We start from the raw sequence: 18,480 nt of genomic DNA, 5'->3' as shown, positions 1-18,480 counted from the left end.
AGGCTGGCCGTTCATTTTTCTTGGGGAACACAGGGATGAAGTACTGGATGATGTTGTGGCTGGCTGTCGCCACAAGTGCAATCGCGGCACCACGGGAGCAGCGGCCGGCGGGGGATTTTGACTTTTATGTGCTGTCGTTGTCGTGGTCACCGACGTTCTGCATGACGCACCCGGCTAACGAACAGTGCACGGGCAAAGGCTACGGGTTCGTGCTGCATGGGCTTTGGCCGCAGTACGCACGGGGTGGGTGGCCAGCGTCGTGCGACCCGCAATCGCGGCTGTCGGCCGACGACATGGCCAAGGGCGCGCTAATGTTTCCCACACAGGCATTGCTCAGGCATGAATGGGCCAAGCACGGTACGTGCAGTGGCCTGGGTGCCACGCGTTACCTGCAAGCAACCGATGCGGCGCTGGCCACGGTGCAAATCCCGCAGCAACTGCAGCCATTCAATGTGCCCAATTACCTTGAGGCACGGGACATAGAACGGCTGTTCCGCCAGAGCAACCCTGCCATGGGCGACCACAGCGTGGCGGTAATCTGCAAGGGCAAGGTGCTGTCCGAAGTGCGGGTGTGCCTGAGCAAGGAACTGCGCTTTGCCGGTTGCCCCAAGAGCGTGAAGACCCAGTGCCGCGGCGGTGACATTCGCATCCCGGTTCAGCGCTGACCCCGCATCAGGACAGCGGATTTAACGCCCAGATAGGTAAGTGCCGACCTTTAGTCCACGCAGATCGCCCGACCCAGCTTGCCTTTCTCCACCGTTGCCGAGCAGCCGAAGTGGCTGTTGTCCACCTGGCAGGTGCCGCTGATGGGTGTGGCGCCTGTTTGCGTGGTCACGCTGGTCTGGCAGTCACCCTCGCACTGGCTCGAGTCGGTACACGCCTTGCCCGCGTCCTTGTATGGCGTGATGCACTTCCAGGTCTGCAACTTGCCGACTTGCTTCATCGTGCCGCCGCCTGCCAGGCACGTCGACGCAGCGGCGTCTTGGGCCGGGGGCGTACTGGGCGTGTTCGTGGTGCAAGCCGATACCAACAGCAGGGCGGCCAGGCCGATCATCAATTTCATGCAAAAGTCCTCGTGGAATAAGCGCAACGGTGCAGTGTACGGGCATTTGGACTACTTTGATTGACGAGTGATCCCTACCCGGTACTTGCCATGCGCACGTTATGGAAACGGTATATGGCGTTGTTGGAAAACGATCTGAGCACGCAGATTTTCGACAACGTGAAAAACCTGCTGGTGTGTGCGCTGCTATTTGCGGCGGGGACGAATACGTTGCTCGGCCAGCGTGACTTGTTTATCGGGGTGTTTGCCTCCAGCGTGGCCGGCTGGGGCCTGATCATCCTGTCGACGCTGCTGATGCTCTTGAATGTCAGCGATGGAATCCGCCGGCTTGCCAAGCTGCGCTATCACCTGGCGCTGCAGTTATTGTTGATCCTGGTCTACCTGGTGATCGCCGAGCGCGTGGTCGAGATTGTGTGGGGCTTTCGGGCGCATTGAAGTATCCTCCGCGACCCGTTTACCAGCGATTCCAACACAGATGACAGGACAAGACATGCAGGCGATGCTTTCGTCGATCCTCGACGAAGTGCGTCCACTGATCGGCCTCGGCAAAGTCGCCGACTACATCCCCGCACTCGCCGACGTGCCCGCCAACCAACTCGGCATCGCCGTATACGGCAACGATGGTTCGGCCTATTGCGCCGGTGATGCCGACACGCTGTTCTCGGTGCAGAGCATTTCCAAGGTGTTCAGCCTGGTGCAGGCCATCGACCACGGCGGCGAGACCATCTGGGAACGCCTGGGCCACGAGCCCTCGGGGCAGCCTTTCAACTCCATGGTGCAGTTGGAATTCGAGCGCGGTCGCCCGCGTAACCCGTTCATCAATGCCGGCGCGCTGGTCATCTGCGACATCAACCAATCACGTTTCGCCGTGCCGATTTTGTCGATGCGCGACTTTGTGCGGCGCCTGTCCGGCAACCCGCAGATCCTGGTCAACAGCGTCGTTGCCGAATCAGAAGCCCAGCACGGCGCACGCAACGCGGCCATGGCCTACCTGATGAAGTCGTTCGGCAATTTCCACAACGATGTGGATGCGGTGCTACACAGCTACTTCAACTACTGCGCGTTGCAGATGAGCTGCCTGGACTTGGCCCGGGCCTTCAGCTTCCTGGCCAACGAAGGCGTGAGCGCCCACAGCGGCGAACAGGTCCTCACCGCGCGCCAAACCAAGCAAGTCAATTCGATCATGGCCACCAGCGGGCTGTATGACGAGGCGGGGAATTTTGCCTACCGCGTGGGCTTGCCGGGCAAGAGTGGGGTTGGCGGCGGGATCGTTGCAGTGGTGCCGGGCCAATTCACGGTGTGCGTATGGTCGCCGGAGTTGAATGCAGCGGGGAACTCGCTGGCGGGGATGAAGGCGTTGGAGTTGTTGAGTGAGCGCATTGGGTGGTCGGTGTTTTGACAACACCCTTGTAGGAGCGAGCTTGCTCGCGAAAACGTTGGATCAGTACCCTAGTGACTGACACACCGCATTCCCGAGCAAGCCCCCCTCCACACACACATGCGTTTGTGGTGTGAGTCAGGGCGTGTTCAGCTCACATTGAGTCGGTCCAGCAGGCTATACCACGCAACACCCGCCCCAATGTAAAACCGCTGCAACCCATGCATCGGCAAGCGCTGCAACGGCGTCACCGGGTAGGCGAAGTCCGCGTTGCTGTCACACAGCTTGCCCGCCAGTTGCTGCCCCAGGCTGGTACACAACGCGATCCCTCGGCCATTGCAACCCAGCGCCAAGGTCAGCCCTGGCGCGGGCTGGTGAACGTGGGGCATGAAGTCCCGTGTAATCGCGATGCGGCCCGCCCAACGGTATTCAAATTCCAATGGCCCCAACTGCGGGAACAACAACGCCAACGAGCGCTCCAGATGGGCGAAATCGGTGGGCGAAGTGGGGTCGTTGAACAGCCCGCGTCCGCCCATCAGCAAACGGCCATGGCTGTCCTTGCGAAAGTACAGCAGCAGCCTTTGTGCGGTGGAGACGGTCTCCTGGCCCGGCAGGATGCTGTCCGCCGCGCGTCCGCTCAAGGGTTTGGTGGCGACGATAAAACTGTTCGCCGCGAGGATGCTCTGCGCCATGCCCGGCCACAGGTTGCCGCTGTAGCCATTGGTGGCCAGCACGACTTGCTCGGCCGTTACCTGTGCACCCGAAGCCGTTTGCAATTGCCAGCCAGCGCCCTGGCGCTGCAAGCCTGTCACCGCGCTTTGCCCATGAATCCGTACGCCGGCTGCCAGCGCAGCGCCCACCAACCCACGGGTGTATGCCAGCGGTTGGATCGCCCCCGCGCGGCCGTCGAGCCAGCCGCCGGCAAACGCATCGCTACCCATGCGCGAGGCCACCGCCGCCGCATCCAGGCGCTGCACCGGCACACCGCGCCTGGCCCACTGGTCCGCGCGTGCGTGCAGCCCGGCGACACCTTTTTCGGTATATGACACCTGCATCCAGCCCTTGCGTACCGGCGCGCAATCAATGCCATGCTTTTCGATCAGCTCGAACACCAGGTCAGCTGAACTCGATACGGTCGAGATCAACGGTTCGGCGCGCTCCGGCCCGAACAGCCGCACCAGTTGCTCCGGGTCGTATTTGAGGGTGGGGTTGACCTGCCCGCCGTTGCGCCCCGACGCGCCCCAGCCGGGGTCATTGGCCTCCAGCACGCACACGCTCACGCCGCGTTCGGCCAGGTGCAGCGCCGTCGATAGGCCCGTATAGCCGGCACCGACAATCGCCACATCCACCTTCACCGACTCGCCCAACGCAGGCGTCGGCACCACCGAGGGCGCAGTCGCCGACCACAATGACTTCATGACAGGCTCCGCGTATCGCCCGTGGGGTGCAGCACCCGCCGCAAAAAGTCCTGGGTCCGCGGATGTTGCGGGTGGCCCAGTACCTGTTCGGCGGCGCCGCTTTCAACGATGTAGCCGCCATGCAGGAAGCACACGCGGTCGGCCACTTCCCGCGCAAAGCCCATCTCGTGGGTGACCACGATCATCGTCATGCCTTCGTCGGCGAGGGTGCGCATCACCGCCAGTACATCGCCGACCAGTTCCGGGTCTAGGGCCGAGGTCGGTTCGTCGAACAGCATGGCGTCAGGTTTCATCGCCAGGGCGCGGGCGATAGCCACGCGCTGTTGCTGGCCGCCGGAGAGCTGTTCCGGGTAGGCATCGGCTTTTGCCGAAAGGCCGACTTTTTCCAGCAGCACCACGGCTTCTTCGCGCACCTGCTGGGGTGGTTCGCCTTTCACGTACACCGGACCTTCCATCACATTTTCCAGCACCGTACGGTGCGGGAACAGGTTGAAGCGCTGGAACACCATGCCCATGCGGCTGCGCAGGGCGTGTACGGTCTTGCTGCCGCGCTGCACGGGTTCACCGAACACATTGATCTGCCCGCCGTCATAGGCTTCCAGTGCATTGATGCAGCGCAGCAGGGTGGATTTGCCCGAGCCCGAGGGGCCGATCAGGCACACCACTTCACCCTTGGCCACGTCCAGGTCGACACCGTGCAACACGCGGTGGCTGCCGTAGTGCTTTTGCAATTGGCGAATCTCAATCATGCTTTTTTCCTCCGGCCCAAGTGCTGTTCCATGCGACGCAGGCCATACACCAGCGGCAGGCTCATCAGCAGGTAGAGCAGGGCGACCAGGGTGTAGACGGTCATGTTCTGGAAGGTCGACGAAGCGATCAGTTGGCCCTGGCGGGTCATTTCGGCGACGGTGATGGTCGATACCAGGGACGAGTCCTTGAGCATCATTACCAGGGTGTTGCCATACGGCGGCAGGGCGATGCGAAACGCTTGCGGCAGGATGACCCGGCGCATCATCAGCGCCGAACGCATCCCTAAGGCTTCGGCGGCTTCTCGCTGGCCTTGTTCGACGGCGATGATGCCGGTGCGGAAGTTCTCGGCCTGGTACGCCGAGTAGGCGATGCCCATGCCAATCACACCGGCATAGAACGCGGTGAGGTGCACCCCCATGTCCGGCAGCACAAAGTAGATGTAGAACAGCTGCACGATGATCGGCAGGCCACGGATCACGTTGATGATGGTGCTCGCCGTCCACGACAGCGCGCGGATCGGCGACAGCTTGAGCAACGCCAGCACCAGGCCGATGGCGCTGCTGAGCAGGAACGACAGCACGGTGATCTGGATCGTCACCCAGGCGCCTTGCAGCAGTATCGGCAAAAAGTCCTGGGCGTTTTGCAGGAACTCAGCCGGGTTCATGGGCGCACCTGGGTATCAAGCCCCCACTTCTTGAGGATGCTGTCGAGGGTGCCATCGGCCTTGATGCTGGCGATGGCTGTATTCAAGCGTTCGAGGGTTTGTGCATCGCCCTTGCGCACCACCAGGCACACTTCGCCGACGTTGGTGGGCGTGTAGTCGGGGGCCAGTTTCACGCCTTTGAACAGTTTCTGGCGGATTTGGTAGGCCACCACCGGCTGGTCACCCACGGCCGCCTTGATGCGGCCCAGGGACAGGTCGCGGACCATCTCGCCGATGGAGTCGTAGGTGCGGATCTCCTTGAAGATCCCGAGTCTGTTCAACTGGTCGTAGAAGACCGTGCCAGCCTGCACGCCGACGACCTGGCCCTTGAGGGGCGTGAGGTCGGGGTAGGCGGCGTTGTCGTCGGCATTGATGATCAGGCCCTCGCCGTAGGCGTACACCGGGGCGCTGAAGTCGACGACCTTGGTGCGTTCTTCGGTCTTGAGCATGCCGGCGGAAATGAAGTCGAGCTTGCCGGACGTGAGGGAGGGGATCAGCGCGGCGAAGTTGGTCTGCTCGATCTGGCTGGTGAAACTGCCGGCCTTGCCCACGGCCTCGGCCACATCAACCATCACGCCCTGGATGCTGTTGCTCTTGATGTCGAGGAAGGTAAACGGCGAACCACTGGCCGTTGCACCGACTTTGTACGAGGACGCACTCTCGGCGTGCACGACGCTGACGCAGAGCGTGGCGCAAAGGCCGAAGGCAAGGCGGCGAAACAAGGGCGAAAGACTGTTCATCGGGTTACTCCAGAAGGAAAACGGAAAGTCAGTACCGCGAGCGGCTGCCGATGAAATCGCAAGCTCTGTGCCATTTCGATTGTTTAAAATCGTATGTCGGTATAGAAATTCGACAAAATGAACCATTCGTATCGATATGCGATATTTTGTGGTCTGTTTTTGTGATTTGAGGTAGAAATATCGCCACGCCTGATCGACCTGACCGCGAGCCCGCCATGTCCGAAGAACGCAACAGTCTGCACAACCAATCCCTGGAAAAAGGCCTGTCGGTGCTCAAGGCATTCAGCGCCCAGCGCCGCAGCATGAGCCTTGCAGAGGTGGCCGAGGCGGCCGGCATGACCAAAAGCTCGGCCCAGCGCATGGTGTTTACCCTCGAGAGCCTGGGTTACCTTCGGAAACACTCCCGCACCCGGCATTACCAACTCACACCTCGGGTGCTGGAGCTGGGCTTCAGTTACCTGGACGCGCACTCGTTGATCGAGGTGGCCAACCCGTTTCTGTCGGAATTGACCCGATTGACCGGCGAGACGTCGTGCCTCACCGAGCCTGCGGGCTACGACATGACCTATATCGCACGGTTCGTCAGCGCGGGCTTCGTGCCCGTGCATATGCCGATTGGCTCACGGGTGCCGATGTACTGCACGGCATCGGGGCGGGCGTATTTGAGCGCGTTGCCACAGGATGAGGCGCTGGTGTTGATCGAGAACAGCCAGCGCGTGGCGCATACCAGCCAGACATTGACTGAAGTCGACCAGATTCTGGCGTCGCTGCAACAGGTGCGCGAGCAGGGGTATGCGGTGAACGGCCAGGAACTGTTCCTGGGCGACATGACTATCGGCGCGCCGGTACTGGGCGCCCATGGCCGGCCAGTGGCGGCGGTGCATGTGGTGGCGCCGACCAGTCGGTGGAGCAGGGCGGATGCGGAGAAACAGTTGGCGCCGGCGCTTTTGCAATGCTCACGGGCGCTGAGCAACTCGGCCCGCAACCTGGAGTAATCCGCGCGCGCCAATCCACTGGAGCGCTATTGTGGGAGGCGGCAAGCCAGCTCCCACAGTGTGAGCGTCATTCTTCTTTGAGGTTGAGGTAAGCCCCAACAAAAAATGCGCCCCTGGGGGCGCATTTTTTTGTTCGGTCAGCTATCGCCTCTTCAGGCAATCGCATCCCAAGCCCGATCACCGTGCTCGTCTTTGATCCGCGTCGGCAAGCCCATCACGTCCAGCGCCTTCAGGAACGGCTCAGCCGGCAGCTCCTCGACGTTGGCCATGTGCTTCACGTCCCATTCGCCACGGGCAACCAGCAGCGCAGCGGCAACTGGCGGAACGCCTGCGGTGTAGGAGATGCCCTGGCTGTCAGTCTCGGCAAAGGCTTCTTCATGGCACGCCACGTTGTAGATGAACATCTCATGTGGCTGGCCATTCTTGGTGCCTTTGACCAGGTCGCCGATGCAGGTCTTGCCGGTGTAGCCAGGTGCGAGCGAAGACGGGTCGGGCAGCACGGCCTTGACCAGTTTCAGCGGCACGACTTCCAGGCCTTCGGCGGTGGTGACCGGTTTTTCGGAGAGCAGGCCGAGGTTTTTCAGCACGGTGAACACGTTGATGTAGTGTTCGCCGAAGCTCATCCAGAAACGCACGTTGGGCACGTCGAGGTTTTTCGACAGCGAGTGCACTTCATCGTGGCCGGTGAGGTAAAGGTTCTGCGAACCCACGACTGGCAGGTCGTCGGTGCGTTTGACTTCGAACATGGTGTTGCTGGTCCACTGGCTGTTCTGCCAGCTCCACACCTGTCCGGTGAATTCGCGGAAGTTGATTTCCGGGTCGAAATTGGTGGCGAAGTATTTGCCATGGGAGCCGGCATTGACGTCGAGAATGTCGATCGAATCAATGCGGTCGAAATGCTGTTGCTGCGCCAGCGCGGCATACGCGTTGACGACACCCGGGTCGAAGCCCACGCCAAGGATGGCGGTGATGTTCTTCTGCTTGCACTCTTCCAGGTGGTTCCACTCGTAGTTGCCGTACCACGGCGGGGTCTCGCAGACCTTGCCCGGCTCTTCGTGGATGGCGGTGTCGAGGTACGCAACGCCGGTATCGATGCAGGCCCGCAGGACCGACATGTTGAGGAATGCGGAACCAACGTTGATGACGATCTGCGATTCGGTCTCGCGGATCAGGGCCTTGGTCGCTTCCACGTCCAAAGCGTTCAGCGCGAAGGCCTGGATGTCGGCGGGAACCTTGAGGCTACCCTTGGCCTTGACGCTGTCGATGATGGCCTGGCATTTGGAGATGTTGCGCGACGCGATAGCAATACGACCGAGTTCGTCGTTGTGCTGCGCGCACTTGTGGGCCACCACCTTGGCGACACCTCCTGCACCAATGATAAGAACGTTCTTTTTCAATTGCTTTATCTCTCCTTTATCCGCCAGCTTACGAAAGGCTGGACAGGTAGTCGTCGTAACCAAATTCACGAACCACTTCGACTGTACCGTCGAGTTGTTTCACTACGATGGACGGCATTTTCAGGCCGTTGAACCAGTTTTTCTTGACCATGGTGTAGCCTGCGGTGTCGATGAACGACAGCCGATCGCCGATGGCCAGCGGACGATCAAATTGATACTCGCCGAAGATGTCCCCGGCCAGGCAGGATTTACCGCATACCATGACCGTGTGTTCGCCATCGCTAGGCGCCAGCTTGGCGTTGAGGCGGTAGATCAGCAGGTCCAGCAGGTGAGCCTCGATGGAGCTATCTACCACGGCCAGGTTCTTGCCGTTGTAGAGGGTGTCGAGCACGGTGACTTCCAGGGAGGCGCTGTTGGTGATCGCCGCTTCGCCGGGTTCCAGGTACACCTGCACGCCGTACTTTTCGGAGAACGCCTTCAGGCGCGCGCAGAAAGCGTCCACGGCATAGTCTTCACCGGTGAAGTGGATGCCGCCGCCGAGGCTGACCCACTCGACCTTGTGCAGCAGCGCGCCGAAGCGCTCTTCAATGGTGCCGAGCATCTTGTCGAACAGGCTGAAGTCGCCGTTCTCGCAGTTGTTGTGGAACATGAAGCCGGAGATCTGCTCGATCACGCCTTCGATCTTCACCGGGTCCCATTCGCCCAGGCGGCTGAACGGACGCGCCGGGTCGGCCAGCAGGTAGTCGGAACTGCTCACTTGAGGGTTGACGCGCAGGCCGCGGGTCTTGCCTTCGGAGCGTTCGGCAAAACGCTGCAGCTGGCTGATGGAGTTGAAGATGATCTTGTCGCAGTTCTCCAGCATCTCTTCGATTTCATCGTCGGCCCAGGCCACGCTGTAGGCGTGCGCCTCGCCTTCGAACTTCTGGCGACCGAGCTTGAGCTCGTACAGCGACGACGAGGTGGTGCCGTCCATGTATTGCTGCATCAGGTCGAACACCGACCAGGTGGCAAAGCACTTGAGCGCCAGCAGGGCCTTGGCGCCGGACTGCTCGCGCACGTAGGCGATCTTCTGCATGTTGACCAGAAGCTTCTGTTTATCGATGAGGTAGTACGGCGTTTTGATCATTTTTGAGAGCCTGCGGCGGTGCCTGCCAAAAAAGGACACGCATTGTGCCCGCACTTGGATCAGATCGAAAGGTTAGTGGGCGGATTTTGCTGCGCTGCTTTTAAACTGAAGCATGCACATGACAGCTCAACGGTATGATGAGCCGCTGCAGTGACGGAATCAGGTTTGGACGACGAGAGGTGAGAATGGACGCATGGACGCTGCACTGGCTGGAGGCTTCGGGCTCCCTGGCCGAGTTTCGCCAGGCATTGACGCAGGAATTCGACATCGCCTACCAGGCCATTGCCCGATGCCTGCCCGCACCGCGCCTGGATGTGTTGATCCAACGCCTGCCCGGCGAGACCCTCGCCGAACTTGGCCTGGTCGGGCGTGCCTTTCGCAGCACGATGTTCTCCATGACCCTGGACCCCGATAACCCGAACTTCGCCGCAAGCCTTGAGGGCGGAGCGGTGCACCGGCATATCGTGCACGAGGTGCATCATTGCCTGCGCATGGCCGGGCCGGGATACGGTTGGACACTGGGCGAAGCGCTGGTCAGTGAGGGCCTGGCCGGCCAGTTCGTACGGCACCTGCTCGGCAGCGAGCCGGAGCCATGGGAGCGTGCGCTGGGCCTTGAAACCTTGCAGGCCGCTCCGGTGAATATGAGTGAGCTGGCAGCGACGTACTACGATCACAGCGCCTGGTTCTTCGGCACCGGTGATAAGCCGAAGTGGCTGGGGTATGCGCTGGGGTATCAGATGGTCGGACAATGGTTGGCAACCGCAGGTACGCCTGACGCGACGAGCTGGGTTAACGTGCCTGCCCAAGACATCCTGGCGATTGCGGCCGGGCAGGGACTGGTGACGCGCGGCTGAAGCAAGCCTCATGACCGCCGCCGATCCCCCGTGGAAGCTGGCTTGCCTTTGAACGCCACCCGTCACGACAGGGCAGTGGGCCTTCAGTGACATCAAATTGTCATCTCCCCACCACTTGACTGCCATATTCCACCGCTACTGTCCTCGCCAATGAGATCGATCTCAAGCGAGTGACAATGACTGACCTCAAAGACGTAGCAAGGCTGGCCGGCGTATCCCGCGCCACCGCCGCCCGTACCTTCGCTTCCCCCGAGCAGGTGCGCCCGGCCACCCGTGAGCAGGTGTTCGCCGCCGCCCGCGAGTTGGGGTTTCGCCCCAACCTGTTGGGTCGCCAGTTGCGCCTGCAAACCACCCAGTTGATCGGTGTGGTGGTGCCAAACCTGCTCAACCCGGTCTTCGCCGAACAATTCCAGGCCATGGAGCGCGCCGCTCGGGCGCGCGGCTACAGCTTGTTGCTGGCGACCACCGACTACGACAGCGAACGCGAAAGCAGCGTGGTGGAAGAACTGCTGCGCCAGCGCGTCGACGGCCTGGTGCTGACGGTCACCGATGCCGAGAGCAACAGCGTGCTCAGCAGCCTCAACACCGAACAGACCCCGTTCGTGCTGGCCTACCATCAACCGAGCAACCCCAACTACAGCGCCGTGTCAGTCGACAACCGCGCCGGCATGGCATTGGCGACCCGGTATCTGTTGGAGGCGGGCCACCGACGCATCAGCATGGTCGCCGGCCCCGCGTTGCAGTCCGACCGTGCCCGCCTGCGTTACGCCGGCTATTGCGATGCGATGAAGGAAGTGGGCTTGGACTGCCGCCCGGTGATCGAAATGCCGGCCCATACCCAGGCCGAATTCGCGGCCATCGAGCCGTTCCTCCAAGGCCCTGGCGCGCCCACCGCGCTGGTGTGTTCCAACGACTTCCTCGCAATCAGCCTGATCGCCGAATTGCGCCGCAACGCCTGGAACGTGCCCCAACAACTCTCGGTGATGGGCTTTGACGGTATCAGCCTCGGCACCCAGATACACCCGACCCTGTGCAGCGTGGTGCAGCCCATCGCGCTGCTCGCCAGCACCGTGATTGACCAGTTGCTGGCGCAGATCGCCGGCAACGCCCCGATTTCCCATTGCCTGCCGTGCCACATCCGCCCCGGCGACAGTACCCAACCCCATGAGGAGACCCTTGATGCGCGCACTCAGTAAAACCCTGGCAGCCGTGCTGCTGTGCGGTGCGGCCAGCCTGGCCCAGGCCGCCGACACCGCGATTTGCTACAACTGCCCGCCGGACTGGGCCGACTGGGGCACCCAGCTCAAGGCCATCGCCGCCAGCACCGGCGTGCAGGTGCCGCTGGACAACAAGAACTCCGGCCAGTCCCTGGCACAGTTGGTGGCGGAAAAAGCCGCACCGGTCGCCGACGTCGTGTACTACGGCGTGACGTTCGGCCTGCAGGCGCAAAAGGCCGATGTGGTCGGCACCTACAAACCCAAGGCCTGGGAACAGATTCCCACGGGCCTGAAAGACCCGGCCGGCCATTGGTTCGCGATTCACTCCGGCACCTTGGGCATCATGGTCAACGTCGACGCGCTCGGTGGCTTGCCGGTGCCGCAAAGCTGGTCCGACCTGCTCAAGCCTGAGTACAAAGGCATGGTCGGTTACCTCGATCCCTCCAGCGCCTTCGTCGGCTACGTCTCGGCAGTGGCGATCAACCGCGCCATGGGCGGCGACCTGGACAACTTCGCCCCGGCTATCGACTACTTCCAGAAACTGGCGAAAAACGCCCCCATCGTGCCCAAGCAGACGGCGTATGCGCGGGTGCTGTCCGGTGAGTTGCCGATTTTGGTGGACTATGACTTCAACGCCTACCGTGCGCGTTACAAAGACAAGGCCAACGTCGCCTTCGTGATCCCCAAGGAAGGCAGCATCAGCGTGCCTTACGTGATGAGCCTGGTCGCCAACGCACCCCACCGCGCCAACGCGGAAAAAGTCCTCGACTTCGTGCTGTCTGACGAAGGCCAGGCACTCTGGGCCAAGGCTTACCTGCGTCCTGTGCGCCCGATGAAAATGCCCGCGGACGTGGCCGCACAGTTCCTGCCCGACAGCGACTATGCGCGTGCCGGCGTGGTGGACTACGAAAAAATGGCCGCTGTGCAGGAAGCCTTCGCCGCCCGTTACCTGAACGAGGTCAAGTAAGTGGCTGCATCGGCAAGACAGGCGGCCTGGGCGCTGGCCCCGGCCTTTGCAGTGCTGCTCGCGTTCTGGCTGTTGCCGCTGGCGCACTTGGTGGTGCTGGGTGCCGAGAGCCGCGACAGCAACGGCAGCGGTTACTGGCAGGTGCTCAGCAGCGCCCAGTACCTGGGCAGCCTGGGGCAAACCCTGGTGCTGGCGATGGTGGTGACGCTGGTGGCGTTGGTGATCGGCGGCATCAGCGGCGTGTTCCTCGCCCGGCAGCAGTTCTTCGGGCGCTCGGCGCTGGTGGCGTTGTTGACGTTTCCGCTGGCGTTTCCCGGCGTCGTGGTGGGCTTCCTGGTGATCCTGCTGGCCGGGCGCCAGGGCCTGTTCGCTGCCCTGGGCCTGCAACTGGCCGGTGAGCGCTGGATTTTTGCCTACTCGCTGGCGGGGTTGTTCGTGGGCTACCTGTACTTCTCGATTCCACGGGTAATCCTCACGGTGATGGCCGCGTGCGAGAGCCTCGACCGCAGCCTGGAGGAAGCCGCGCACTCGCTGGGTGCCGGACATTGGCGGGTGGTGTGCGATGTGATTGTGCCTGGCCTGGCACCCGCGCTGGCGTCCTGCGGGGCGATCTGTTTTGCCACCTCCATGGGCGCCTTCGGTACCGCCTTTACGTTAGGCACGCGGCTGAATGTCACCCCGGTGGCGATCTACAACGTGTTTACCAACTACGCCAACTTCGCCGTGGCGGCTGCGCTGTCCGTGGTCCTCGGCGCGGTGACCTGGGCCGTGTTGCTGCTCACGCGACGGCTGGTGAAAAACGCGGGGACTGTGCTGTGAAACGCTCATCGCTGTTTGTGATGCAACTGTTGTTCACCCTGCTGGTGTGTGCATTCATGCTCGTGCCGGTGGTGATGTCGCTGTTGGCCGGACTGACGCGTAATTTCTTCGTCGGCTTGTCCAGTGGCTTGACCGTCGACTGGTTGGTCCAGGTGTGGCAGGCCTATTCGCCCACCGTGTGGCTGTCCCTGCAACTGGCGCTGGCCTGCGCGGTATGCGTCTGTGTGGTTGGCGTACCGGCGGCCTATGCCTTGGTACGCATGAACAACCGCTTCAGTCGCGCGTTCGAAGAACTGATGGTACTGCCGGTGGCGATGCCGGGGTTGGCCAGTGCGCTGGCCTTGCTGCTCACCTATGGCCAGTTCGGCAGCTTCCGTAGCAGTTGGTTGTTCATCCTGGTCGGCCATGTGCTGTTCACCTTGCCGTTCCTGGTGCGCCCGGTGATGGCGGTGATGCAGCGCCAGCAACTGCCAGTGCTGGAGGAGGCCGCTGCGAGCCTGGGCGCCGGGCCGATCAAGCGTTTTTTCAGCGTGGTGGTGCCCAACTGCCGCGCGGGGATCCTGGCGGGTGTGTTGATGGTGGTCACCTTGTCCCTGGGTGAGTTCAACCTGACCTGGATGCTCCACACGCCGATGACCAAGACGCTGCCCGTGGGCCTGGCGGACAGCTACGCCTCGGCGCGCCTGGAAATCGCCAGCGCCTACACCCTTATCTTTTTGCTGATGATCGTGCCGCTGCTGATTGCGCTGCAGGCCATCAGCGCCCGTTTGTCCCGTGGAGAGCGTCGATGACCGCTATCACTATTCGCCTGCAGGGCTGTCGCAAGGCGTTCGCCGACGGCACCGTGGCCGTGCATGACTTGAACCTGACCGTCGAAGGCGGTGAAACCCTGGCGATCCTTGGCCCCTCCGGTTGTGGCAAGACCACGACCTTGCGCCTGATCGCCGGCCTCGAGCGCCCGGACGTGGGCCAGGTGTTTTTCGCAGATCAGGACGTAACCCGCCTGCCGATCGAACGCCGCGATGTGGGCATGGTGTTCCAGAACTACGCGCTGTTCCCCAACCTGGATGTGGCCGGGAACATCGTCTACGGCTTGAAGATTCGCGGTATGTCGGTGCCAGAGCGCAACGAGCGATGCGACGAGTTGCTGGAACTGGTGGGCTTGCAGAATCACGGCAAGCGCAGCATCCACGAACTCTCCGGCGGCCAGCGCCAGCGCGTAGCCCTGGCCCGTGCCTTGGCGCCGCGCCCCAAGGTGTTATTGCTCGATGAGCCATTGGCAGCGCTCGATGCGCAACTGCGCGAACGCCTGCGCAGCGAGCTGAATGAACTGCTGCGCGGCCTCGGTATCACCTCGGTATTCGTCACCCACGACCAGGGCGAAGCCATGGCCCTGGGCGATCGCATCCTGGTGATGGAACACGGCCGTGTCGCCCAGTTGGCCAGCCCACGGGACATCTACCAGAAACCGGCCAACGCCTTCGTCGCGGGGTTTGTCGGCAACCTCAATGCCTTCGCCGTGATCGAGCCGTCGGCCCGTGGCTTGAAAGTCTGTGGCGGCGAGTTGCCGTGGCACGGCACCGATCTGCCCAGCACCCTGTACTGCCGCCCCGAACACCTGCGGGTGATGGAGAGCGAGGGGCACCTGCACGGGCGCCTGCTGGCGCAGTTTTTCCAGGGCGCGCAGAGCCGCCTGCTGGTGGATGTGGGCGGCCCGCAACCGCTGCTCGTCGACAGCAGCGACAACCAGATGTACGCCGTCGGCGCGCCGATTGCCCTGGCCGTCGCGCCGCACATGTTGTTCACCCTGAATGCCTGAGAATCTATTGTGAATCGTCCGTTCCTCGTCGCGCAGATCAGCGACCTGCATCTTAAAGCCGGCCAGCGCCTTACCTATGGCGTTGTCGATACCCTGGGCGCACTGCGCCGTGCCGTCGACCACCTGAACGCCAGCCACCCGCGCCCCGATATCGTGGTCATCAGCGGTGACCTCGTGGACTTCGGCCGCGCCGATGAATACGCCGTGTTGCATCCCGAACTCGCTCGACTGCACATGCCGTGCTACCTGGTGCCGGGTAACCACGACAGCCGCGAGCCGTTGCTGGATGCGTTCCGTGATCACCACTATTTGCCTGCCTCGGCGCAGGGCCCATTGGACTGGGTGGTGGACGAGCATCCCCTGCGTTTGATCGGCCTCGACTCCACCATTCCTGGCGGTCACGGCGGCCAACTGCTCGACAGCCAATTGCAGTGGCTGGATGCACAACTGGCACTGCGTCCTGATGTGCCGACGCTGTTGATCCTGCATCACCCGCCGTTCATCAGCGGTATCGGCCATATGGACCGTGAACCGTTCATCAATGCCGCTGCACTGGAGCGCGTGGTTGCTCGCCATCCGCAGGTGGAGCGCCTACTGTGCGGCCACCTGCACCGGCCGATGCAACGACGTTTCGGCGGCAGCCTGAGTTGTGTGTGCCCCGGCACCTCCCACCAGATCGTGCTGGATTTGCAAGAAGCGGCGCCCGCGCATTTCAACCTGGAGCCGGCGGGCTATTTGTTGCATCGCTGGGAGGCGCAACAAGGTTTGATCAGCCACAACGGCGTGTTCGGGGACTACCCGGGGCCGTATCCGTTTTATGACGCTCATGGATTGATTGACTGAGGTTGTACGGAGGTTCATTCGCTCAACTAAGCCGTTAGACGTTAGTTCACGCACCGGCCAACCCGAGTTTGGCCGTGTGCTTCCTGCTGCCTATTTTTTGCGCCCGGAACTTGGATTCCGCGCCGGAGCTCGTCCTGATGAAAGCCACTTTGAATGTATTAAGCGTATTGACCGGCGGCCTGGGCATTGCCCTGAGCCCCTTGGCCTCGGCTGATTTCCTGAGTGACAGCAAAGCCAACGTGAGCATGCGCAACTTCTACTTCAACAACGACAACCGTGACGGCACCGCCGCGCCGTCCAAGACCGAAGAGTGGGGCCAGGCGTTTATCCTCAACTATCAATCGGGCTTTACCGATGGCACTGTCGGGTTCGGTCTGGATGCAGTGGGCATGCTCGGTATCACCCTCGACAGCGGTGCCGGTCGCCATGTGGGCAGCTCGATGATCCCTAACGACGATGGCAAGGCTGCCGACAACTGGGCCCGTGGCGGCGCGACGGCCAAGGCACGTTTCGCCAAGAGCGAGTTGCGCTACGGCTACCTGCGGCCGAACCTGCCGATCCTGGTGAGCAACGACGGCCGCCTGTTGCCGCAGTCTTTCGAAGGCGGGCAAGTCACCAGCAAGGACATCGACAACCTGACCCTGATCGGCGGTCAACTGCAGCACACCACCGGTCGTGGTTCCAGCGACCACAGCGGCCTGGCGGCAGCGGGTGGCACTCAGGAAAGCAACAAATTCAACTACGCGGGTGCCGACTACCAAGTGACCAAGGACCTGATGGTCCAGTATTACTACGCGAACCTCGAAGACTATTACCAACAGCACTTCGCCGGCCTCATCCATGTATTGCCACTGGGCGACTACGGCTCATTGAAAACCGACCTGCGTTACTTCAAGACCACCGCCGACGGCAAGAACAGCAGCGCCGCCGGCCGTGCCGAAGGCTACAAGCTTGGCGGCTACACCAAGAACGGCAACGGTGAAATCGACAATAACACCTGGAGCGCGGCGTTCATCTACTCACTGGGGCCCCACGCGATCACCGCCGGCTACCAGCAGGTCTCGGACGACAGTAACTTCGCGCAACTCAACCAGGGCGGCCTGGTGAACAAAGGGGAGGGCGGTTCCAGCCTGTACCTCTACACCGACCGTACCGTGCAGACCTTCATCCAGGCCGGTGAGCGCACCGCCTTTGCCCAATACGCCTATGACTTTGCATCGCTCGGCGTGCCGGGCCTGAAGGCCTCGGTGATGTACTTGAAGGGCGACCACATCCTCACCGCCAGCGGCAACGATGCCAGTGAGTGGGAGCGCGATATTTCCCTGGACTACGTGGTGCAGAGCGGCACGTTCAAGAACGTCGGGTTCGGCTGGCGCAACGGTGTGTCGCGCAGTGAAGTGGCGCGGGACCAGGATCAGAATCGGGTGTTTGTGAGTTATTCGATTCCGTTGCTGTAACGACACCTCTCACCCCAAGGACCCCATGTGGGGGGCGAGAACGCCCACATGGGATCCGTGTTGCCGAGTGAGCGATGAGCGCCTCAGCGGCGCCTGCTCGTCCTGACATGCGTTGCAGTGCTATCAGCCACCTGATCAAAGCCACATCGTAGATAAAACGCTGCGGCTTTGGGCGTATCGGTGAAGACATGTACGGCCTCGAATGCCAACTCGGCGTGTTTCAGCAGCGCCTGTACCAGGTCCTTGCCCACGTGACGCCCGCGCATTGCAGGCGCAACGAATACCCGTCGCAATCGACCTACCGTCGGGCCGGCATACGGGTCAGAGGACACTCCGCCGATAGCGACTAACTGCTCGTTGCAGAAGACGCCCAAAAGGCACTCGCCCGGTTGATCGAATCGATTGGAGTGGTCTTGCCACTCTGTAATCAGTCGCGTCACGAATCTGAATCCTTCACTGACCGCTTGCGCTTCCAGCTCAACGATTTGTTCCGGCAGTTCTTTGATCGGACGTATCGAAAGCAGTTGGGTCACGGCGACTCTCCGTCAAACCAGGCTGCCTTGGATTCCACACAGCTGTGAGTCTGTTTCTGCGCGTTAACAGTCGTGTCGAGCGTGCCGAGCGCAATCGAGATCCACTCGGGATAGCGGCCCCTGGCGTCGCTCCAGAACAGTGAAGACCCGCACTGCGAGCAGAATTGCCGAGTGACGCCCGGCGATGACTCATAGCTTTTCAGCGCAGCCGGCGTGGCCTGCACAGTGATCGCTGACAGGGGGGCGCTGGCGTAAGTGGCAAACGCGGCGCCATGGCTTTTCTGGCATTTTTTGCAGTGGCAGTGGGTGATAGCCTTGAGCGGGGTCGAGACTAGATAGGTGACGGCGCCGCAGAGGCAGCTGCCTTGGGTGAATGCGTCCATGTGAGGTCATATCCTGAA

General features: G+C 61.9%; 21 protein-coding genes. 12 read left to right on the top strand and 9 right to left on the bottom strand.

The annotated features are described in order from the left end of the window. The first annotated feature begins 35 nt into the window (after positions 1–35). Positions 36–665 carry a ribonuclease T2 family protein gene (locus tag ATH90_RS15600; protein ID WP_098466700.1) on the top strand — a complete coding sequence of 210 codons (630 nt, stop codon included), beginning with the start codon at positions 36–38 and terminating at the stop codon, positions 663–665. A gap of 50 nt (positions 666–715) precedes the next feature. On the opposite strand, the gene ATH90_RS15595 is transcribed toward ATH90_RS15600, so the two are convergent. Then, positions 716–1,063 carry a hypothetical protein gene (locus tag ATH90_RS15595; protein WP_098466699.1) on the bottom strand — a complete coding sequence of 116 codons (348 nt, stop codon included), beginning with the start codon at positions 1,061–1,063 and terminating at the stop codon, positions 716–718. Positions 1,064–1,153: 90 nt separating this feature from the next. Between ATH90_RS15595 and ATH90_RS15590 the strand changes: the two genes are divergently transcribed. Together ATH90_RS15590 and glsB are read left to right on the top strand one after the other, a co-directional pair. Beyond that, positions 1,154–1,498, top strand: a complete 345-nt coding sequence (locus ATH90_RS15590; protein ID WP_034106268.1) for a hypothetical protein — start codon at positions 1,154–1,156, stop codon at positions 1,496–1,498. Between the two features lie 55 nt (positions 1,499–1,553). After that, positions 1,554–2,462 (top strand): glutaminase B, encoded by a 909-nt coding sequence (gene glsB, locus ATH90_RS15585; RefSeq protein ID WP_025856146.1) that lies wholly within the window; start codon positions 1,554–1,556, stop codon positions 2,460–2,462. A 128-nt stretch (positions 2,463–2,590) separates the two neighbouring features. Here the strand turns inward: glsB and ATH90_RS15580 are convergent, their stop codons facing one another. Genes ATH90_RS15580 through ATH90_RS15565 form a run of 4 tightly spaced genes read right to left on the bottom strand, consistent with a single transcriptional unit; the run spans position 2,591 to position 6,052 of the window. Next, on the bottom strand, positions 2,591–3,859 hold the full coding sequence (locus ATH90_RS15580; protein WP_098466698.1) for an NAD(P)/FAD-dependent oxidoreductase: 1,269 nt from the start codon (positions 3,857–3,859) through the stop codon (positions 2,591–2,593). After that, a complete protein-coding gene (locus ATH90_RS15575) occupies positions 3,856–4,608 on the bottom strand; it encodes an amino acid ABC transporter ATP-binding protein (RefSeq protein WP_069024233.1) in 753 nt (250 codons plus the stop codon). The genes ATH90_RS15580 and ATH90_RS15575 overlap by 4 nt, the downstream gene beginning before the upstream one ends. Beyond that, positions 4,605–5,273, bottom strand: coding sequence for an amino acid ABC transporter permease (locus ATH90_RS15570; protein ID WP_034106261.1), 669 nt, complete (start codon positions 5,271–5,273; stop codon positions 4,605–4,607). The genes ATH90_RS15575 and ATH90_RS15570 overlap by 4 nt, the downstream gene beginning before the upstream one ends. Beyond that, a complete protein-coding gene (locus ATH90_RS15565; RefSeq protein ID WP_098466697.1) occupies positions 5,270–6,052 on the bottom strand; it encodes an ABC transporter substrate-binding protein in 783 nt (260 codons plus the stop codon). Before ATH90_RS15565 ends, ATH90_RS15570 begins: the two co-directional genes overlap by 4 nt. 215 nt (positions 6,053–6,267) lie before the next feature. Here ATH90_RS15565 and ATH90_RS15560 point away from each other — a divergent pair, with 215 nt between their 5' ends. Beyond that, positions 6,268–7,047 carry an IclR family transcriptional regulator gene (locus tag ATH90_RS15560; RefSeq protein ID WP_034106256.1) on the top strand — a complete coding sequence of 260 codons (780 nt, stop codon included), beginning with the start codon at positions 6,268–6,270 and terminating at the stop codon, positions 7,045–7,047. A 152-nt stretch (positions 7,048–7,199) separates the two neighbouring features. On the opposite strand, the gene ATH90_RS15555 is transcribed toward ATH90_RS15560, so the two are convergent. Together ATH90_RS15555 and ATH90_RS15550 are read right to left on the bottom strand one after the other, a co-directional pair. After that, on the bottom strand, positions 7,200–8,444 hold the full coding sequence (locus tag ATH90_RS15555; RefSeq protein WP_012724728.1) for a saccharopine dehydrogenase family protein: 1,245 nt from the start codon (positions 8,442–8,444) through the stop codon (positions 7,200–7,202). 28 nt (positions 8,445–8,472) lie between these two features. Then, the gene (locus ATH90_RS15550) at positions 8,473–9,570 is read right to left on the bottom strand and encodes a carboxynorspermidine decarboxylase (protein ID WP_034106254.1); all 1,098 of its coding nucleotides are present in this window, start codon (positions 9,568–9,570) and stop codon (positions 8,473–8,475) included. Between the two features lie 185 nt (positions 9,571–9,755). Between ATH90_RS15550 and ATH90_RS15545 the strand changes: the two genes are divergently transcribed. The 8 genes from ATH90_RS15545 (at position 9,756) to ATH90_RS15510 (ending at position 17,546) form a co-directional block, all read left to right on the top strand. Beyond that, positions 9,756–10,424, top strand: coding sequence for a DUF2268 domain-containing putative Zn-dependent protease (locus tag ATH90_RS15545; RefSeq protein WP_098466696.1), 669 nt, complete (start codon positions 9,756–9,758; stop codon positions 10,422–10,424). 176 nt (positions 10,425–10,600) lie between these two features. Then, on the top strand, positions 10,601–11,620 hold the full coding sequence (locus ATH90_RS15540; protein WP_034106250.1) for a LacI family DNA-binding transcriptional regulator: 1,020 nt from the start codon (positions 10,601–10,603) through the stop codon (positions 11,618–11,620). Then, positions 11,604–12,608, top strand: a complete 1,005-nt coding sequence (locus ATH90_RS15535; protein WP_098466695.1) for an ABC transporter substrate-binding protein — start codon at positions 11,604–11,606, stop codon at positions 12,606–12,608. The genes ATH90_RS15540 and ATH90_RS15535 overlap by 17 nt, the downstream gene beginning before the upstream one ends. After that, on the top strand, positions 12,609–13,427 hold the full coding sequence (locus tag ATH90_RS15530; protein WP_098466694.1) for an ABC transporter permease: 819 nt from the start codon (positions 12,609–12,611) through the stop codon (positions 13,425–13,427). It begins immediately after the preceding gene. Next, positions 13,424–14,218, top strand: a complete 795-nt coding sequence (locus ATH90_RS15525; RefSeq protein ID WP_034106244.1) for an ABC transporter permease — start codon at positions 13,424–13,426, stop codon at positions 14,216–14,218. Before ATH90_RS15530 ends, ATH90_RS15525 begins: the two co-directional genes overlap by 4 nt. Then, positions 14,215–15,246: an ABC transporter ATP-binding protein gene (locus ATH90_RS15520; RefSeq protein ID WP_098466693.1), complete on the top strand. Its 1,032-nt coding sequence runs from the start codon at positions 14,215–14,217 to the stop codon at positions 15,244–15,246. The genes ATH90_RS15525 and ATH90_RS15520 overlap by 4 nt, the downstream gene beginning before the upstream one ends. A gap of 9 nt (positions 15,247–15,255) precedes the next feature. Continuing rightward, a complete protein-coding gene (locus tag ATH90_RS15515; protein ID WP_098466692.1) occupies positions 15,256–16,089 on the top strand; it encodes a phosphodiesterase in 834 nt (277 codons plus the stop codon). Between the two features lie 137 nt (positions 16,090–16,226). Further along, positions 16,227–17,546, top strand: coding sequence for an OprD family porin (locus ATH90_RS15510; RefSeq protein ID WP_098466691.1), 1,320 nt, complete (start codon positions 16,227–16,229; stop codon positions 17,544–17,546). A gap of 83 nt (positions 17,547–17,629) precedes the next feature. On the opposite strand, the gene ATH90_RS15505 is transcribed toward ATH90_RS15510, so the two are convergent. Both ATH90_RS15505 and ATH90_RS15500 read right to left on the bottom strand, forming a co-directional pair. Continuing rightward, positions 17,630–18,079, bottom strand: a complete 450-nt coding sequence (locus tag ATH90_RS15505) for a GNAT family N-acetyltransferase (RefSeq protein WP_098466690.1) — start codon at positions 18,077–18,079, stop codon at positions 17,630–17,632. Then, a complete protein-coding gene (locus ATH90_RS15500; protein WP_034106233.1) occupies positions 18,076–18,462 on the bottom strand; it encodes a GFA family protein in 387 nt (128 codons plus the stop codon). The genes ATH90_RS15505 and ATH90_RS15500 overlap by 4 nt, the downstream gene beginning before the upstream one ends. Positions 18,463–18,480 lie beyond the last annotated feature (18 nt).

The organism is Pseudomonas lurida, assembly GCF_002563895.1.
In the GTDB taxonomy this organism is placed as follows: domain Bacteria; phylum Pseudomonadota; class Gammaproteobacteria; order Pseudomonadales; family Pseudomonadaceae; genus Aquipseudomonas; species Aquipseudomonas lurida.
Note: the sequence above shows the minus strand (reverse complement) of the source record. Positions and strands in the feature narration are given on the sequence as shown.

Bases quoted from the DNA above. Each gene is read 5' to 3' on its own strand.
- ATH90_RS15550 (WP_034106254.1), bottom strand. From the start codon at position 9,570: ATGATCAAAACGCCGTACTACCTCATCGATAAACAGAAGCTTCTGGTC.
- ATH90_RS15510 (WP_098466691.1), top strand. From the start codon at position 16,227: ATGAAAGCCACTTTGAATGTATTAAGCGTATTGACCGGCGGCCTGGGC.
- ATH90_RS15500 (WP_034106233.1), bottom strand. From the start codon at position 18,462: ATGGACGCATTCACCCAAGGCAGCTGCCTCTGCGGCGCCGTCACCTAT.
- ATH90_RS15600 (WP_098466700.1), top strand. From the start codon at position 36: ATGAAGTACTGGATGATGTTGTGGCTGGCTGTCGCCACAAGTGCAATC.
- ATH90_RS15520 (WP_098466693.1), top strand. From the start codon at position 14,215: ATGACCGCTATCACTATTCGCCTGCAGGGCTGTCGCAAGGCGTTCGCC.
- glsB (WP_025856146.1), top strand. From the start codon at position 1,554: ATGCAGGCGATGCTTTCGTCGATCCTCGACGAAGTGCGTCCACTGATC.
- ATH90_RS15535 (WP_098466695.1), top strand. From the start codon at position 11,604: ATGCGCGCACTCAGTAAAACCCTGGCAGCCGTGCTGCTGTGCGGTGCG.
- ATH90_RS15570 (WP_034106261.1), bottom strand. From the start codon at position 5,273: ATGAACCCGGCTGAGTTCCTGCAAAACGCCCAGGACTTTTTGCCGATA.
- ATH90_RS15575 (WP_069024233.1), bottom strand. From the start codon at position 4,608: ATGATTGAGATTCGCCAATTGCAAAAGCACTACGGCAGCCACCGCGTG.
- ATH90_RS15580 (WP_098466698.1), bottom strand. From the start codon at position 3,859: ATGAAGTCATTGTGGTCGGCGACTGCGCCCTCGGTGGTGCCGACGCCT.
- ATH90_RS15540 (WP_034106250.1), top strand. From the start codon at position 10,601: ATGACTGACCTCAAAGACGTAGCAAGGCTGGCCGGCGTATCCCGCGCC.
- ATH90_RS15560 (WP_034106256.1), top strand. From the start codon at position 6,268: ATGTCCGAAGAACGCAACAGTCTGCACAACCAATCCCTGGAAAAAGGC.
- ATH90_RS15565 (WP_098466697.1), bottom strand. From the start codon at position 6,052: ATGAACAGTCTTTCGCCCTTGTTTCGCCGCCTTGCCTTCGGCCTTTGC.
- ATH90_RS15595 (WP_098466699.1), bottom strand. From the start codon at position 1,063: ATGAAATTGATGATCGGCCTGGCCGCCCTGCTGTTGGTATCGGCTTGC.
- ATH90_RS15545 (WP_098466696.1), top strand. From the start codon at position 9,756: ATGGACGCATGGACGCTGCACTGGCTGGAGGCTTCGGGCTCCCTGGCC.
- ATH90_RS15590 (WP_034106268.1), top strand. From the start codon at position 1,154: ATGCGCACGTTATGGAAACGGTATATGGCGTTGTTGGAAAACGATCTG.